Source organism: Selenomonas sp. CM52 (assembly GCF_000292955.1).
Lineage (GTDB): Bacteria > Bacillota > Negativicutes > Selenomonadales > Selenomonadaceae > Selenomonas.
In genome coordinates this window covers 15,109-31,762 of record NZ_ALNM01000010.1, presented here as the reverse complement: position 1 = coordinate 31,762, position 16,654 = coordinate 15,109, and the positions used below count along the sequence as shown (strand labels likewise).

At 55.8% G+C, this 16,654-nt stretch carries 11 protein-coding genes; 2 read left to right on the top strand and 9 right to left on the bottom strand.

Annotation, left to right across the window (positions count from 1 at the left end):
• Nucleotides 1-369: 369 nt before the first annotated feature.
• Genes HMPREF1153_RS01660 through HMPREF1153_RS01640 form a run of 5 tightly spaced genes read right to left on the bottom strand, consistent with a single transcriptional unit; the run spans nucleotide 370 to nucleotide 10,177 of the window.
• Nucleotides 370-4,137 (bottom strand): PolC-type DNA polymerase III, encoded by a 3,768-nt coding sequence (locus tag HMPREF1153_RS01660; protein WP_009645215.1) that lies wholly within the window; start codon nucleotides 4,135-4,137, stop codon nucleotides 370-372.
• A gap of 11 nt (nucleotides 4,138-4,148) precedes the next feature.
• A complete protein-coding gene (locus HMPREF1153_RS01655; RefSeq protein ID WP_009645213.1) occupies nucleotides 4,149-4,778 on the bottom strand; it encodes a lytic transglycosylase domain-containing protein in 630 nt (209 codons plus the stop codon).
• A gap of 32 nt (nucleotides 4,779-4,810) precedes the next feature.
• Nucleotides 4,811-6,244: a bifunctional DNA-formamidopyrimidine glycosylase/DNA-(apurinic or apyrimidinic site) lyase gene (mutM, locus tag HMPREF1153_RS01650; RefSeq protein ID WP_009645194.1), complete on the bottom strand. Its 1,434-nt coding sequence runs from the start codon at nucleotides 6,242-6,244 to the stop codon at nucleotides 4,811-4,813.
• A gap of 13 nt (nucleotides 6,245-6,257) precedes the next feature.
• Entirely contained in the window at nucleotides 6,258-8,861 is a 2,604-nt protein-coding gene (polA, locus tag HMPREF1153_RS01645) for a DNA polymerase I (protein ID WP_009645187.1), read from the bottom strand.
• A 56-nt stretch (nucleotides 8,862-8,917) separates the two neighbouring features.
• The gene (locus tag HMPREF1153_RS01640) at nucleotides 8,918-10,177 is read right to left on the bottom strand and encodes a L,D-transpeptidase family protein (RefSeq protein ID WP_232208159.1); all 1,260 of its coding nucleotides are present in this window, start codon (nucleotides 10,175-10,177) and stop codon (nucleotides 8,918-8,920) included.
• A 196-nt stretch (nucleotides 10,178-10,373) separates the two neighbouring features.
• Between HMPREF1153_RS01640 and HMPREF1153_RS01635 the strand changes: the two genes are divergently transcribed.
• Entirely contained in the window at nucleotides 10,374-10,970 is a 597-nt protein-coding gene (locus tag HMPREF1153_RS01635) for a hypothetical protein (RefSeq protein WP_009645204.1), read from the top strand.
• 67 nt (nucleotides 10,971-11,037) lie between these two features.
• The gene (locus HMPREF1153_RS01630; protein WP_006192860.1) at nucleotides 11,038-11,247 is read left to right on the top strand and encodes a hypothetical protein; all 210 of its coding nucleotides are present in this window, start codon (nucleotides 11,038-11,040) and stop codon (nucleotides 11,245-11,247) included.
• 61 nt (nucleotides 11,248-11,308) lie between these two features.
• On the opposite strand, the gene aspS is transcribed toward HMPREF1153_RS01630, so the two are convergent.
• The 4 genes from aspS to HMPREF1153_RS01610 are packed head-to-tail and all read right to left on the bottom strand — an operon-like array spanning nucleotide 11,309 to nucleotide 16,336.
• Nucleotides 11,309-13,108 (bottom strand): aspartate--tRNA ligase, encoded by a 1,800-nt coding sequence (gene aspS / locus HMPREF1153_RS01625; protein ID WP_009645179.1) that lies wholly within the window; start codon nucleotides 13,106-13,108, stop codon nucleotides 11,309-11,311.
• Nucleotides 13,108-14,373, bottom strand: coding sequence for a histidine--tRNA ligase (gene hisS, locus HMPREF1153_RS01620; RefSeq protein ID WP_037369461.1), 1,266 nt, complete (start codon nucleotides 14,371-14,373; stop codon nucleotides 13,108-13,110). The genes aspS and hisS overlap by 1 nt, the downstream gene beginning before the upstream one ends.
• Complete coding sequence (hemZ, locus tag HMPREF1153_RS01615) at nucleotides 14,367-15,893, bottom strand: coproporphyrinogen dehydrogenase HemZ (protein WP_009645199.1); 1,527 nt, start codon at nucleotides 15,891-15,893, stop codon at nucleotides 14,367-14,369. The genes hisS and hemZ overlap by 7 nt, the downstream gene beginning before the upstream one ends.
• Nucleotides 15,890-16,336 carry a Fur family transcriptional regulator gene (locus HMPREF1153_RS01610; protein ID WP_006192969.1) on the bottom strand — a complete coding sequence of 149 codons (447 nt, stop codon included), beginning with the start codon at nucleotides 16,334-16,336 and terminating at the stop codon, nucleotides 15,890-15,892. The genes hemZ and HMPREF1153_RS01610 overlap by 4 nt, the downstream gene beginning before the upstream one ends.
• Nucleotides 16,337-16,654 lie beyond the last annotated feature (318 nt).

The window sequence follows — 16,654 nt, the reverse complement described above, 5'->3', positions numbered from 1 at the left end:
AAGCGCTGATAAAATGAGGTCGCCCAGATTTGCACAGATGCACTGTATCTATAGCGGTCAACGTCAGCCAATCATGCGGCGCGCTTCGCGCTTGCATTCTTGGGACGTTTTCGCATACGAGCCGTTGCCCAATCGCCTGCGTCCTTCGGACTTGACTCTTGGACGGCTCAGCAAGGAGACAAACCACAGGCGTAGCGGTGCTACGTCGAGGATTTGTCGACGACGAGAGGACAGCGTAGATGTGTGAAGATGGGTGGCTGAATTTATCAGTGATTCCTGAAATCTGCGTATCATTATATAGTATTTTTCTTGAAATGTCATATTATTTTCTCATGACGTTCCAAGAGGTCAAGCCGAAGCCGCCCCCAACTACATGAAAAGTTCCATCTGATCGCTCGCATCCATATCGGCAAGGCAGCCGTGCGCCTGCAGCGCCTCGATGCATGTCTTCGATACGCCCGTGCGCTTCTTGATGTCCTCGATGGACGTGAAAAGTCCGTCCTTTCGCGCCTCGACGATGCTGCGCGCGGCGGAAGCTCCAACGCCGCCCAAGGAGGCGAGCGGCGGCAGGAGGGACTTCTCGTGAAGCACGAAGCGCTCCGCTTCGGAAGCGTAGATATCGACGCGCTCCATAAAAAAGCCTCGAAGATACATCTCCCAAGCAAGCTGCAGGACGATGATCGTCGCTTTTTCCTTGATGTCGGGCGTTTCCTTCGCCTCCAATGCGTCGAGCTGCTTCTTCACATAGTCCTTGCCGCGCGCCACGACATCAGCGTCAAATTCCGCCGCACGAATCGAGAAATAGGCCGCATAGAAGGCGAGCGGATAATGCACCTTGCAATAAGCGATGCGCCAAGCCATCATGACGTAGGCGGTCGCGTGGGCGCGCGGGAACATGTACTTGATCTTCTGACATGCCTCGATGTACCATTCGGGGATGCCCCCCTCGCGCAGGATCTTCACCGTCTCTTCCTTGATGCCCTTGCCCTTTCTGACTGATTCCATCGTCTGAAAGGAAAGGAGCGGATCGATGCCGCTGTGAATCAAGTACATCATGATGTCATCTCGCGCCGATATGGCTTCGCGCAGGGTGCATTGACCGCTGCGGATGAGATCCTGCGCGTTGCCAAGCCAGACGTCCGTGCCGTGCGAAAAGCCCGAGATGCGCACGAGGTCGCTGAAGCACGACGGATGCGTATCGTCGATCATCTGGCGCGTGAAGCCCGTGCGAAATTCGGGAATGCCGAACGTGCCCGAATTCGCTCCAAGCTCCTTGGGATCGAGCCCCAGCGCCTTCGTCGAAGAAAAGATGCTCAGGGTCGCCGGATCGTCGAACGGTATCGTCTTGGGATCGCGGTGCGTGAGGTCTTCGAGCATCTTGATGACCGTCGGGTCATCGTGTCCGAGGATGTCGAGCTTGACGAGACGGCTGCTGATCGAGTGATAGTCGAAATGCGTCGTGATCGTCGTCGTGTTCTTGTCGTCGGCGGGACGCTGGATCGGCGTGAAAAAGTGCACGTCCATATTGCGCGGCACGACCATGATGCCCGCAGGATGCTGTCCCGTCGTGCGCTTGACGCCCATGCAGCCGGCGGCGAGACTCGCGATGTAGGCATTGTGCTTCTTGACGCCCTTCTCCTCAAAGAACTTCTTCACATAGCCGAACGCCGTCTTGTCGGCGACCGTGGCGATCGTGCCCGCACGGTAGACATTGTCCTTGCCGAAAAGCTCTTCCGTATACTTATGCGCCACGGGCTGATATTCGCCCGAAAAATTCAAATCAATATCAGGAACCTTGTCGCCGTCGAACCCGAGGAACACGGCGAACGGGATGTCATGTCCGTCTTTCAGAAGCTCCGTGCCGCAGACGGGGCATTTCCTGCTCGGCAGATCGTAGCCGCAGCCGACGGAGCCGTCCTCGACAAACTCGCTGAATTTGCAGTGCGGGCAGCGCCAATGCGGCGGCAGAGGGTTGACCTCCGTGATGTCGGTCATCGTCGCCACGAAGGACGAGCCGACCGAGCCGCGCGAGCCGACGAGGTAGCCGTCATCGTTCGACTTCTTGACGAGGCGTTGGGCAATGAGGTAGAGCACCGAGAAACCATGCCCGATGATCGGCGTAAGCTCCTGCTTCAAGCGGGCTTCGACGACCTCGGGCAGGTTCTCGCCGTAGAGGGAACGCGCCTTGCGGTACGACATATCGCGGATTTCCTCCGCAGCGCCCGGAATCATCGGCGAATAAAGTTCATCGGGAATGGGCTTGAACTTCTCGATCATGTCGCTGACCTTGCGCGGATTCGTCACGACCGCCTCGTAGGCGGCCTCTTCGCCCAGATAATCAAACTCGGCGAGCATCTCCTCCGTCGTGCGCAAGAAAAGCGGCGGCTGCAGTTCCGCATCCTCGAAGCCCTTGCCCTTCATGAGAATCGCGCGGTAGATCGCATCCTCGGGATTGAGAAAATGGACGTCGCATGTAGCGATGAGCATTTTCCCGAGTTTTTTCGCCAGCTCCGCCACCTTGAGATTGATGCGCCGCAAATCCTCGTCATCCTTGATATGCGGGAATTTGTCGCTTCGCACGAGGAATTCATTGTTGCCGATGGGCTGGATCTCAAGGTAATCGTAAAAACTCGCAATTTCCAGAAGCTCCTCTTCAGGCTTCTGCGCGACGATGGCGCGGATCAGCTCGCCCGCTTCGCAGGCAGAGCCGATGATAATGTCCTCGCGGTATTCCTCAATGATGTGCTTGGGAAGGCGCGGCTGACGATGCAGATATTTCAGATGCGACAGCGACACCATCTGATAGAGATTACGCAAGCCGTTCAAGTTCTTTGCCAAAAAAATGATATGATTCGCGTGTTTCTGCTCAAAATCCTCCTGGACAAGATAGCCTTCCATGCCGTAGATGACCTTGATGTCGAGCTTGGACGCCGCCTTGGCTGCATCGGGAAACGCCTGTACGACGCCGTGATCGGTGATGGCGATGGCAGGCCAGCCCCAGGAAGCCGCCGTCTTGATCAGCGTTTCCGCCGAGACTACGGCATCCATGTTGCTCATGCGCGTATGCGCATGAAGCTCGACGCGCTTGACCTCGGACTTGTCCTCGCGCTTCGGCTTTTCCACTTTCTGCATCGAATCGACGAAGAGCATGAACTCGTTCTGGAACGTGTCAAAGCGAATCGCGCCCTTGACTCGTACGAGCATCTCTTCTTTCACGGAAGCCAGTGCCTTGTCGTATGCTTCCTGCTCCTTTTCCTTGAAGAACTTCTTGCAGCTGATACCATTCGTCGCGTCGGCGAGATCGAAGAGCAGCAGCTTCGTGTTCGTCTTGAACTCCCGTGAGCTGACGCGCCCAATCGTACCTGTCAGGATGACGTTCTTCATCTCGCCGTCAGTGTCGTCGATGGAAATCGCTTCGCCCGTAAACCTCTTGCCAAAAATCAAGTCTGCGCCATGCCCCGCCGTCCGCGTCATGGGCGCTGACCGATGCGCCGAAGCCGCAGACGCTTTTTTCGGCTGCGCCGCAGAAGGAGCCGCGGCAGACGCTTCTTTCTTCTGCCGCAGATTTTCCTCATAGACGCGATCCATCATGAGGTCGCCATCCTCTTCCAGGATGTCGTATTCCTCGTCAAGCGCCTTGTACGAAACGGTGCAGCGAATCGTGAGCATCTTCTCGATGGCCTTCTGCAGGAGATTCGGCACATCGTGCGCGCGCAGAATCTCGCCCGAAAGCTCGCCCTTGACCTCAAGGAGCAGACTACTCCCGTCGAAGATGCGCTTTGCATTCTTGAGCAGATGGAGCACCGTCGGATTGCCGTTGGCGGCAACGAGGCAGAGTTCCTTCCATGCGCGCTCAATGGAAGCCTCAATATCGAGAACGTCCTGATAAAACACAAGATTCTCGATCTGCACCCGCTTCTTGATGTATGCGCCCACATAGTCGAGGAGGCTCGTGCGGATGAATTCCTGCGTCTGCAGCAGAATCTCCCAAGAGTTCCCTTTCAGAGAAATCTCCACATGCTTGACGACGGCGGCAAAGAGAATCTTCTGCTCTGCTTGCGTAAGCTCGATGCCCTGCGTGAGTTCGCGCAGGATATTTCTTTTTTCCGGAACAATACATAGCTTCTTCTGCATCATACGCGCCTCGCTCAATCTTCCTTGTCGCCGTAAAGCTCCAAATACTTCTGCCTGTTCTTCAGAACACTCATCACATAGGCGCGCGTTTCCTCATAAGGTATGGCGGAAACCTCACGAAAATCCATGCCCCAATGATTTTCTTCCATCCAATCGTGCACATTGCCGCGTCCGGCGTTGTACGCTGCCAAAGCCAGCACGTCGTTGCCCTCGAACTCCTTTTCCAGAGAAGCGATGTACCATGTGCCGTACTCGATATTCTTCTGCGGTTCATGCAGTTCGCCCGGATCATACTCTTGATCGTCGATTTGCTCGGAAATCCACAGCGCCGTTTCCGGCATCAGCTGCATCAGGCCGACGGCGCCGCGATGAGATTTCGCTCCACTTTGAAACTTGCTCTCCGACAAGATCATGCCCGCCACGAGAGAACTGTCCACCTTGTACTTTGCGGCGTAATGCTCGACAACCGAGCGATATGGATAGGGGTAGATGTACTGACGCTGCATGGATTCCGACTGCATGGCGAAAAAAAAGGAAAACGCCATGCACAGGATGACAACGCCAAGGAAGAAGGCGGCAAAGCGACGATTCGTCTCCTGCCGTCTCTGCCTGACGCGCCTGTGAAAATCGTTGTCCTCCGCCATGCAAGCTCCCTCTTTCCTCTGTGCGGCGCATCTCAAAGCGCCGACAGCCTTTCCCATGCCGCCGCTGCCTGCGCAGCCGTCTCTTGCAGCGTGCCATCGTTCTCGATGATGCAGTCGGCACGCTGCCTTTTCTCCTCCAACGGAAATTGCGAGCGAATCCTTGCCGCCGCTTCCTCCTCAGTATAGCCGTTGCGCTTCATCAGACGCGCCAGCTGCGTCTCCTTCGACACAGAGACGAGCCAGATGAAATCTGCCATGCGATTCCAACCCGCCTCAAAGAGCAGCGGCACATCGAGGAAGATGAATTTCGCGCCCTTTTTCTCGAGAGCGGCAATCTTTTTCCTCACGCTTGCAGCAATCAACGGATGCGCCGCCCCATCGATCCAGCGCCGCTCCTCGGGATCAGAAAACACTCGCGCCGCAATCTTTTCGCGGCAAAGACTGCCGTCCTCGGCCAAGATCTCTTCACCGAAATGCTCGCGATAGGCGTCCCAAAGAGGTTTGTGCGGCTTCGCCAGATCGTGCGCGATCTTATCGGTATCAATGACGTGTGCGCCAAGCTTCATGAGCTGGCGGCTGACCGTGCTCTTGCCGCTCGCGATGACGCCGGTCAAGCCAATCAATTTCAACTTGCCGTCGCGCAGCGGCTGACAATGCGGGCAGAAGCGTGTGCCGCGCCCGCCCACACGAATCTTCTCAATCTTTGTGCCGCAGACGAGGCACGGCTCTCCTTCCCGATGATAGACGCGCAGTTTTTGCTGATGGAAGCCTGACTTGCCCTCGCCGTCCACATAGTCGCGAAACGTCGTGCCGCCGTCTTCGATGCCTTCGGCGATGACCTTGTTGATTGCCTGCCAAAGACGGAACGCCTCGTCGTGATTCAGCGTATGCGCTCTTCGCAGAGGATGGACGCCTGCAAAGAACAAGGCTTCATCGACATAGATATTGCCAAGGCCCGCCACCTTGCCCTGATCGAGCAAAAAGCTCTTGATGCGCTGACCACTCTTTTGCATGGCGTCATATAAATACGATGCATCAAATTCCTCGGTCAAAGGCTCCGGTCCCATGCAGGCGAATGCAGGAAACGCCTGCCACTCCTGCGGCTGCAGCAGATGGATCTCGCCGAATGTCCGAACATCTTCAAAAAAGAGACAGCTTCCATCGTCCAGCTGAAAGATGGCACGCACATGTTTGCCGGGCGGCGTGTCGACATCGCGCCGATAAAAGCGTCCCGTCATGCGCAGATGGAGCAGCAGGGTTTCCCCGCTCTCCAGAAGCAGCATCAGATACTTGCCGCGCCGTTCCAAGCGAAGGATGCGCTGCCCGCGCACACGCGAGCGGAACTCCTCGACCTGTGGGAATCTTATCGTTCGCGGCAGAAGCGCATCGACCTCCGTGATGCGCCGTCCCGCCGCAACTTTTTCCAAAGAACGCCGTATGGTTTCAACTTCGGGAAGTTCCGGCATTCATCTCATCCCCTTATTTTGCTGCCGCCCAGTTCTCACCCGTATGAATATCGACCGAAAGCGGCACGGAAAGCTGCACGACATTTTCCATGGCATCGCGCACAAGGTCTGCAACCTGCTCTTTTTCGTTCTGCATGATTTCGAGCACAAGCTCATCGTGCACCTGCAGCAAGATGCGGCTCTTGAATCCGCCTTCTTGGAGCGCGCGGTGCGTCTTGATCATCGCGAGCTTGATGATGTCGGCAGCCGAGCCTTGAATCGGCGTGTTCATCGCCATGCGCTCCGCCAGCGTCCGCTGGTTGTAATTGGAGCTTTTGATGGCGGGCAGGTCGCGCCGCCTGCCGAAAATCGTCGTGACGAAGCCGTCGCTGTGCGCCTTTTCCACAACCCCATCGATAAAACGCTTAACGCCGCTGCACTTTTCAAAGTAACTCGCAATATAGTCGGCTGCCTCCTGCCGCGAGATATGGAGATCTTTGGAAAGTCCATAGTCGCTGATGCCGTAGACAATGCCGAAGTTCACGGCCTTCGCCTTGCGGCGCAAATCCGGCGTGACCGCTTCCATCGGCACACCGAAGACCTCGGACGCCGTTCGCGCGTGAATGTCCTGCCCGTGCCGGAACGCTTCCAAGAAATTCTTGTCCTCAGAAAGATGCGCGAGGATGCGCAGCTCGATCTGCGAGTAATCGGCGGACATCAGAGCATCGTAACCGTCGCTCGGTTCAAAGAGCGCACGAATCTGCCGTCCCTCGTCCGTACGCACGGGAATGTTCTGCAGATTCGGCTCTGAACTGCTCAGGCGTCCCGTCGCCGTGACCGTCTGATTGAACCGCGTATGGATGCGTTTCGTGCGCGGAGAAATCAAGCCTTCCATGCTGTCAAGATACGTCGACTGCAGTTTCGTCCAGAAGCGGTACGAAAGGATCTTCTCCAGAATCGGATGGTCGAAGCGCATGGCTTCAAGCACCTCGGCATTCGTTGAATACCCGGTCTTCGTCTTCTTCGTTCCCATGGGCGGCTGCAGGTCAAGACGCTCAAACAGGACGACAGACAGCTGCTTGGGCGAATTGATGTTGAACTCGCCCTTCGCCAAATCATAAATCTCCGCTGTCAAGTGGGCAATCTGGGCGGAAATCTCTCGGGATTTTTCATGCAAGGCCACCCGATCGACATAGATGCCTGCCTGCTCCATCGCAGCGAGCACCTCCACGAGCGGAAACTCCATCGTCTCATAGAGCGAAAGAAGCTGCTGCTCTTCCAAACGCTCCTTCAGCACAGGATAGAGCTTTTCTAGCAGCACCGCGCACCAAGCCGCTCCTACAGCTCCTTCCCGTGCAGCTTCCGCAGCGTTCACGGAAGGAAGGTATATAGCTGCAAGGCTTGCCATATCGTATTGCGAAGCGGCAGGAGCCAGCAAATATGCAGCAAGAGAAACATCGAAACAAGGAGCGAAGTCCATGCCGCAATGAAGGAACGGCTTGTATTCATGGACAATCTTCTGAATGTCCTCCTTTTCGAATAACGACGAGAAACAGGCCAATTCCGCCGCTTCAGCGAGCAGAACCTCGCCCCCCGCGCATAAGACGAGATGCCGCGCCTTCATGTCAGGAACCTTGCCCTCGAAGCAGGCGGCAATCGAAAAGAAGCCTTGCTCTTCCGCTTTTTCTGCAAAGAGTTTTTTGGCTTCGTCATCATCCATCGTATGCAGGGAAAGCTCCGGCGCAGTTTCTTCCCGCACTCCGTCTGCCGCAGAGAAGGAAGCGAACGCGGTCGCCAAAGATTTCATCTCGTACCGTTGGAAAAAAGCCTGCAATTCATCACCCTTGGGTTTCATCACATACGAATCGGGAGCAAATTCCAAAGGCATGTCGCAGCGAATCGTCGCCAAGTCTTTGGACAGAAAGGCCTTTTCCCTATTTGATGCGAGATTTTCTTTGAGCTTCTTGCCCGAGATTTCGGCCAAGCGTTCGTAGACGCCTTCTAAGGAGCCGCAGTTGACGAGGAGTTTCTTCGCCGTCTTCGGGCCGATGCCCGGAACGCCCGGGATGTTGTCAGAAGCGTCCCCCATCAAGCCCTTCATATCAATGAGTCCCTTTGGAGGGAAGCCGTACTCTTCCAAGAACAGCTTCTCATCGTAAAGCAAAAGATCCGTCATACCCTTGCGCGTAAATAGCACGCGGATATTTTCCCGCACGAGCTGCAAGGCGTCGCGGTCGCCCGTCACGACGAGGACGTCCACGTCTTCCCTCGCCGCTTTCACGGCGAGCGTCCCCAAGATGTCGTCAGCTTCATATCCCGCCTCTTCAATTAATGGCACGCCCAACGCGGCAAGAAACTCGTGCAGCATGGGAATCTGACTCGAAAGCTCGGGCGGCGTAGGCTTGCGCGTCCCTTTGTACGCCGCAAACATCTCATTGCGGAAAGTCTTCTTCCCCTTGTCAAAAGCAACAGCAAGATAGTCAGGCGCATATTCGTTCAGCAGTTTCTGCAGCATATTCGCAAAGCCATATACCGCATTCGTGTATGCGCCCTCCGCCGTCTGCAAAAGCGGCAGCGCATAAAATGCACGGTAAAGAAGGCTGCTGCCGTCGACAAGGATAAATCGTTTGCTCAACAATGCTCACCTCATTGCAAATCGCGGCGGATTTTTTCGATGGCTTCTCGAATAGGGAGTCATTTTTTTGCAGAATCCATCGCATCCGCCTGTCCTTCGCGATAGATTCGCGTCGTTCTCGCCGCGACAGGACGGCGATCCTGCGTCTTAGCGCTTTCCACCGTCTCCTCGCCGCTCTTTGCCGTGCTCTTTTCTGCACCGCTCTTCATCGGCTCGCTCTCAACGCTGTCCTTCGTCTCGACGGCTTCCTCCTTCGTCGAAGCGGCGGGCGTCTCCTTTATAGATGTCAGCTCGTAGACGCCGCGCTTGCTCAAACCGCCCTGCAAATGAAACAATACGCCTGCATCTTCCGCGTTGAAGAAGAGCGACCCTTTCTTTTCGTAGCCGATCGCCTTGCCGTACTTCGTCCCCAACGTGGCGGACTTAGAATCCCATGTCACAAGCACCTTGAGCTGTTCGGCAATCTTATCGGCCGGAAGATATACGATGTCGTCCTTGATCAGAGCTTTGTCGCTCATCGGCTTTCCGTTGACGGACAGATTGTATACCCTGGCGACGTATGTGGGCTGACCGTCAGACAGTTCGATCTTCCGCTCGATTTCCTCGTCGGATTCAAATTTATCCACGCCGTAGCCTGCAAGCCACTTCGCTACTGTCTCGACATCGAGCGGCTGATAGCCGTAGCCGTCGGGATAGATATAGTAGACGATCATGTTGTCCTTGATCTTGTCAATGACAATGCGCTGATACATGATTTCCACAGGCGTGCCAACGCTCGCATAATCATAGACCTCCTCAACGTCGGCCTCCTTCATGCGGATGCAGCCATTGGAGACGTAGCTGCCGATGGATTCGGGATGATTCGTGCCGTGGATGCCGTAGTTTCCCCAGACTTGCATCCAACGATAGCCGAGAGGATTGCTCTCCCCCGAAGGGATCGTGTTCCCTGAATCGCCGGGATCAACCCATGTAGGATTTTCCTCCTTTGTCAAGACGGAAAAATAACCGACGGGCGTCGGCGTAGAAAGCTTTCCCAATCCCACGGGATAAAGTCGAATCTTTTCATTGTTCTTGTAAACGCCCAGGGAGCGTGCGGCCACATTGATGACGATCTTGTAGGGATCGTCCGTCTTTTCGGCAGCGGTGGATTTGACTTCCGACGTATGCACTTTCTCAGGCTCCGGACTTTCCGCCGAAATATCCTTGACCCATGCGCCGTAGGAGGAGCCTTGCTCCTTTTCCGTAGCCCCTGCCCATCCGGACACGCCGGCAAACATCGAAAGACAGACAAAAAAAGCCGCGATTTGCTTAAACATCATTGCATCGTCCTTTTCTTCAAAATTGCTTTCATAAAAGATGCTTTCATTATAGCACAACCGCGCCCTATTTTCACTGCCACTGGAAAAAGCTTTGCACAATAGCCAATAAATTTATCCTCGGTAAGAAATGATACAACATTTCCCCCGTAAATAGTGTAATATAACAGTAGCTTTAATTTTTACGGAGGTATGAGCAATGAGTGCATTTTTAGGGCCGATTCATTTTCGCATGTATGAGAAAATCCAGTCACAGGAAAAGCTGACGAAGACGATTGCCAATCTTGCCGTTGAAAAAGGCTGGATGAGCGCAGAAGAGGCGGCCGCTTATGTGCAGGAAGAGTCGCGGCCACTCGAAACAATCATCGATCTGGCGAACATCCATGGTTGGCTGCTGGGCAAAATCGAGGATGCCGAATCCCGCTATGCCGCTCTTGTAACGAAGCTTTTGAAGCAGGACGCAGAACGCTTGGAGGACATGAAACGAGCCGCCTTCGCCTTTGGGGCTGAAACCGCTGCGGAAGAGTCGCGACCAAGCGCCTTGTTCAATGCCATGGACAGCCTCATGCTCGACGGCATGCCGTGCGACGGCGCCTGCATGGTCACAGATTCGTCCGACGAAAGCTTCGCATGGGAACTGCGCCTCGACGTGCACCGCGCTTTTTGGCGGGAAGCCGGCGGCGACCCGGCCAATTACTTCGCACTGCGCAATGAAGTCGTTGCGGGCTTCCTTTCAAAATCCGACAAGTGCATCGTAACAGAAGACGGGCACAACTATCGTTTCGCCGCCAAATAAGTCAGCTTTACAATCAATCAAAATGATGTATAATATAAGGTATAATTATAGAAAGAGGTGACTTATTTTGACAGAGCAGGAACTGGAGAAGCTGGTCGAGGCGAAATTTGCTGAAGCGGACAAGGCCTTCGAGGATCGTCCGAAGAAGTTCTTCATCACGCAGAACGGTCGCGGCGTCGTCGACGGCGGCGAGCTCTACAACAAGGTCTACACCGACGTGCTGCGCGTTGCGCAGCAGGCTTGCACGGCGATCTTGAAGGAAGCGCTCAAGAAATAAGCCGAACATAAAAAATCCCCATGCCCTGCATGGGGATTTTTTATATCTTGCGGCTGACTGCCTACTTCTTCTCTTCCTTCTTGACCGCCGTCGAGCGCACATAAAGCTCGCGCAGCTGCTTGGCGTCGACCTCGGACGGCGCGTGCGACATCACGTCCGAAGCGCTCTGCGTCTTGGGGAACGCGATGACGTCGCGGATCGAGCGGCGCTTCGCCATGAGCATGACGAGGCGATCGAGACCGAAAGCGATGCCGCCGTGCGGCGGTGTGCCGTACTCGAAGGCGTCCATCATGAAGCCGAACTTCTGACGCGCCTCTTCCTGCGTGAGCCCGATGGCCTCGAAGACCTTCTCCTGCAAGTCTCCCTGATAGATGCGCAGGCTGCCGCCGCCGATCTCGACGCCGTTCAGAACCATGTCGTAAGCGTTCGCCTTGACCCTTCCGGGGTCGGACATCAAGTACTCGACATCCTCGCGACGCGGCGCCGTGAACGGATGGTGCATGGCCTTCCAGCGCTTCTCTTCCTCGTTGTATTCAAACATCGGGAAGTCCGTGACCCAGAGGAATTTCAGCGCATCGGCATCGATGAGGCCGCGGCGGCTCGCCATCTCAAGGCGCAGTTCGCCGAGCGCCTGTGCGACGACGAGCGGCTTGTCCGCGATGACGAGCAGGAGATCGCCCGTCTTGGCATGGCAGGCTTCCTTGATCTTCTCGAAGACCTCATCGGCGTAGAACTTCTTGAACGGCGACTTCACGCCCTCTTCCGTGTACTGAATCCACGCGAGCCCCTTCGCGCCGTAGCCCTGCACATACTGCACGAGACCGTCCAGCTCGCGGCGCGGGATATTCGCATAGTCCTCGACATTGATGACCTTGACCTGTCCGCCGTTTTCGAGGACAGAGGAGAAGACTTTGAAGTCCGAACCCTTGACGTACTCCGAGATGTCCATGAGCTCCATGCCGAAGCGAAGATCGGGCTTGTCCGAGCCGAATCGCTCCATCGCCTCATCCCACTTCATGCGCAAAAACGGGGTTTCGAGCTTGATGCCGAGCGTCTTGTCGAAAAGCTCCGCGACGAGGCCTTCCATCAGCTCCAAGATGTCGTTCTCGTCAAGGAAGGACGTCTCGATATCGAGCTGCGTGAACTCAGGCTGACGGTCGGCACGCAGATCTTCATCGCGGAAACAGCGCACGATCTGGAAATACTTCTCGAAGCCTGCGACCATGAGAATCTGCTTGAAGATCTGCGGCGACTGCGGCAGTGCGTAGAACTTGCCGGGATTCAGACGGCTCGGCACAAGGAAGTCGCGTGCGCCCTCGGGCGTGCTCTTGCAGAGCATCGGCGTCTCGATCTCGATGAATTCATGACGATCGAGGAAGTCGCGCATGATCTTCGTCACGCGGTGGCGCAGCATGAGGTTCGCCTGCATCTCGGGGCGGCGCAGGTCAAGATAGCGATACTTGAGGCGCAGCGTTTCGTCGACGTCGATGTTGTCCTGGATGTAGAAGGGCGGCGTCTTCGCCGTATTCAGGATGCGCAGCTCCTCACAGACGACCTCGATCTTGCCCGTCTCGATATGCGGATTGACCGTATCCTCCGAGCGCGCGCGCACCTTGCCGCGCACGCCGATGACGAACTCGTTGCGCAGGGTTTCCGCCTTGTGGAACGCGTCCTTGCCCATCGCCGCCTCATCGTAGACGACCTGCACAAACCCCGAACGGTCACGCATATCAACAAAGATCAGACCGCCGTGATCCCTTCTCCTCGATACCCAGCCCGAGAGCACGACCTCGGCGCCGACATCACCCTCACGCAGCTCGCCGCAATGGCGCGTCCTCTTCATGCCTTCCAATGTTTCCATCAATTCTTCACCTCAACACATAATGCAGGAACAAAATCCTTCAAAGCGAGCTTCTTCTGCTCGCTCGTCTTCATATCCTTCAAGAGGGCAGAAGCCTCCTTGACCTCATCTTCCCCTAAGATCGCCACGAAGCGGGCGTTCTTCTTGTTTGCCTGCTTCATCTGCGCCTTCATGCTGCGCCCTGCGAAGTCCATGGCAGCGGAGAGTTTCGCCGCGCGAAGCTCGTGCAGAAGCTTGAAGGCAGGAATCCTCGCCTCCTCGCCCAAGGCGACGACGAAGACGTCGACCGCTTCTCGCTCCTCGGGCAAAAGCCCCTGTTTTTCGAGCGCGAGCAGCACACGCTCAAGCCCCACGGCAAAGCCGATCCCGGGCGTCGACGGTCCGCCGACCTCCTCGACGAGTCCGTCGTAGCGCCCGCCGCCCGCCACGGCGCTCTGCGCACCGAGCGGCGTGTACTTGACCTCGAAAGCCGTCTTCGTATAGTAGTCGAGGCCGCGCACGAGATTCGCATCAAGCTCGAAGGGAACACCTGCCGCCGTAAGATACGACTGCACCTCAGCGAAATGCGTGCGGCACTCGTCGCAAAGGCAGTCCGTGATGCGCGGCGCGTCCTCAGCGAGTGCATGGCAATGCTCGTTCTTGCAGTCGAGGAGGCGCAGCGGATTGCGCTCGAAACGCGAGCGGCAGTCCGTGCAAAGCTCTTCGAGATGCGGGCGGAAGAACTCCTGCAGTTTCTCGCGATAGACGGGACGACACTTGGGACAGCCGACGGAATTAAGATGCAGTTTTAGCTCCTGCAAGCCGAGAGCGCGCAAGAATTCGACGGCAAGCACGATGATTTCCGCATCGACTGCAGAACTTGCCTCGCCCAAAGCCTCCACGCCGAACTGGTGGAACTCGCGGTAGCGTCCCGCCTGCGGACGATCATAGCGAAACATCGAGCCGATGTAGAAGAGCTTCACGAGAGCGTCCGCCGCATAGAGCTTGTTCTGCAGGTACGAGCGCACGACAGAAGCCGTATTTTCGGGCCGCAGCGTAAGGCTGCGCTCGCCTCGATCGGTGAACGTGTACATCTCCTTTTCCACGACGTCGGTCGTCTCGCCGATGCCGCGCAGGAAAAGCTCCGTATGCTCGAAAATCGGCGTGCGGATTTCATGGTAACCGTATCGCGCACATAGCTCGCGGATCACCTTCTCCACATGCGTCCATTGTGCGACCGTATCAGGCAAAATATCCTTCGTGCCGCGCGGTCCGTTGATCAACACGTTTCTTCCTCCCCCTCGTCTCCGTAAGCCTCCGCTAAAAGAGCGGCTCGCTTCGCGATATAATCGTCGATATCGCGCACATAAGTATGAAAATCCTTGGCGTTGAACGACGCCTTGAGCCTCTTCGTGCGGAAATTCATGATCTTGCTCGTCGCGGCGCAGCCGATGCCTAGGATCGTCTGATGCTCGTCCATGATCTGCATATTGTACATGCTCTCAGCGCCCGGACGCGCACAGCCGACATTTTCCATCTGCCCGCTCATATAGCCCTGCCGATAGAGATAGTACGGCAAAAAGCCCTCGTCCTGCACCTGATCCATCGCCGTCCGAAACATCGCCTGCACCTCGGCATCATTTGGAAGCTCATATTCTTCCAAGTGCATCTTGAGCTTCGAGCCGCGCTTCAAGGCGAGCGAGTGAAGTGTCACGTCGTCGGGAGCGAGCGCGAGAACCTTCGCCATCGTATCGGCAACGTCCGAGCACGTCTCCCCCGGCAAGCCGAGGATGACGTCCATGTTGATGGAAAAATCGCCCGTCTCGCGCAGCAGGCGGAACATGCGGACGATGTCTTCGGGCGTATGCGCCCTGCCGATGCGCTCCAATGTGCGCTGCTGCATCGTCTGCGGATTCACGCTGACGCGGCTCACACGATGCTTCTTCATTGAAAGCGCCTTTTCTGGCGTCATCGTATCGGGACGCCCCGCCTCCACCGTAAATTCGCCCGTATGCTCGCCATAGAAAGCTCCCTCGACGAGGGAAAGCATACGTTCGAAATCGGCATTGCTGAGACTCGTCGGCGTACCGCCGCCGATATAGATACTCTGCACCTTCAGGCGATGACGCTCGATCTCACGCTTCGCCGCCGCGAGATCCTTGTCCCATGCGGCAAAAAAATCGCTGAGCTGCTCATCATTCGGCAGGATGTAGGCGGGAAACGAGCAGTAAAGGCAGCGCGAGCGACAGAACGGTATGCCGACGTAGACGCTGATCGTCCGCTCGTCCGACGTCTGCAGGAACGGTTTCTGGCGAAACGCCATCGCCGTCATGTACGAAGCCTTCTCCAAAGAAACCTCGTAGTCCTCCAAAAGGCGCGCGACGATCTCCTCGCGCGAAAGTCCCGCTTCGATGAAGCGATGCACGATCTTCGTCGGGCGGACGCCGTGCAGAATACCCCATGCCGCCGCAGGCATATCGAAATGCGTACGAAAGAGACGGTAGAGGTTGAGCTTGACGAGGCGATGGACAGCCGCCATCGCCTTTTCGCCCTGCCTTGCGGCGCCCTCTATAGAAAAGCGCCGTTCCTCCCCCGTCTCCTCTACAGCAAGAAGTTCTGTATGAACTGCAGGCACAGGATCCATGGCAATCTCATGCCGCACGGACAATACGGCAAAATCCGCCTGTTCCTCGCCGCACTCCTCTTCAAGCTCCAACACTCGGATCTTGAAGAGTTCCAAAAGCTCGCGCACGAGCTTGACGATGACCTCCTCTTTTCGGTCGAGCAAGAAACGTCGAACAATCAATGCTTGCGGCACTCCTTGCAGTAACCGAACAGCTTGACTTGATGATCCTCGATCTGGAAGTCGCATTCATCGGCAACCTTCTTCTCAAGATTCTCCAGAAGATCCTCAGAAAACTCCGTGACCTTACCGCAGCTCAGGCAAATCAAGTGATGATGCTGATGCTCGCCGGGATTGAGATCCGAGATCTCGTAGCGGCTGCAGCCGTCGCCGAATTCCATCTTCTGCAGAAGCCCCAGCTCGACGAGAAGCTCCAAACTACGATAGACAGTAGCCAAGCCAATTTCCGAATGATTGGCGCGCAAGATCATGTGCACGTCCTCCGCGCTGATATGCTGACCAGGACGATCCATGAAAACCTGCAGAACAATCTGCCGCTGCGGCGTCATCTTATGCTGACGTTCCTGCAGCCTCTTCCTCAGATCCTCCATTGTTATTTTAGCCATGACCATACTCCTTTACGATTTGTTGCAAACTACACGCACAATGTCCACAAAGTGGACATTGTGCGTCGTCCTTAATGAAAAATCCAATTGCTCTGCGCCCTTTGGGCTTGACCTCTTGGATTTTCATAGTAAACAAAATGAGCAGACATTGAAAGTATCTGTCAATTCAAAGTCTTTATAAGCTATTGTAGCAAAAAGTATCAAAGAATACAAACATTTATTCAAGCAGTTCAAACTTCGCAGGAAAGATTCGTTGTAAAATAAAATCAGACCCTAAAAGAACAGGAATTAATGAGAAGCAAAATTCGGCAGCAAGAC

What these genes read in the sequence shown, in the direction of transcription:
- HMPREF1153_RS01640 (WP_232208159.1), bottom strand. Translation starts at nt 10,177, where the DNA reads ATGATGTTTAAGCAAATCGCGGCTTTTTTTGTCTGTCTTTCGATGTTT.
- HMPREF1153_RS01655 (WP_009645213.1), bottom strand. Translation starts at nt 4,778, where the DNA reads ATGGCGGAGGACAACGATTTTCACAGGCGCGTCAGGCAGAGACGGCAG.
- mutM (WP_009645194.1), bottom strand. Translation starts at nt 6,244, where the DNA reads ATGCCGGAACTTCCCGAAGTTGAAACCATACGGCGTTCTTTGGAAAAA.
- HMPREF1153_RS01635 (WP_009645204.1), top strand. Translation starts at nt 10,374, where the DNA reads ATGAGTGCATTTTTAGGGCCGATTCATTTTCGCATGTATGAGAAAATC.
- HMPREF1153_RS01660 (WP_009645215.1), bottom strand. Translation starts at nt 4,137, where the DNA reads ATGATGCAGAAGAAGCTATGTATTGTTCCGGAAAAAAGAAATATCCTG.
- HMPREF1153_RS01610 (WP_006192969.1), bottom strand. Translation starts at nt 16,336, where the DNA reads ATGGCTAAAATAACAATGGAGGATCTGAGGAAGAGGCTGCAGGAACGT.
- aspS (WP_009645179.1), bottom strand. Translation starts at nt 13,108, where the DNA reads ATGGAAACATTGGAAGGCATGAAGAGGACGCGCCATTGCGGCGAGCTG.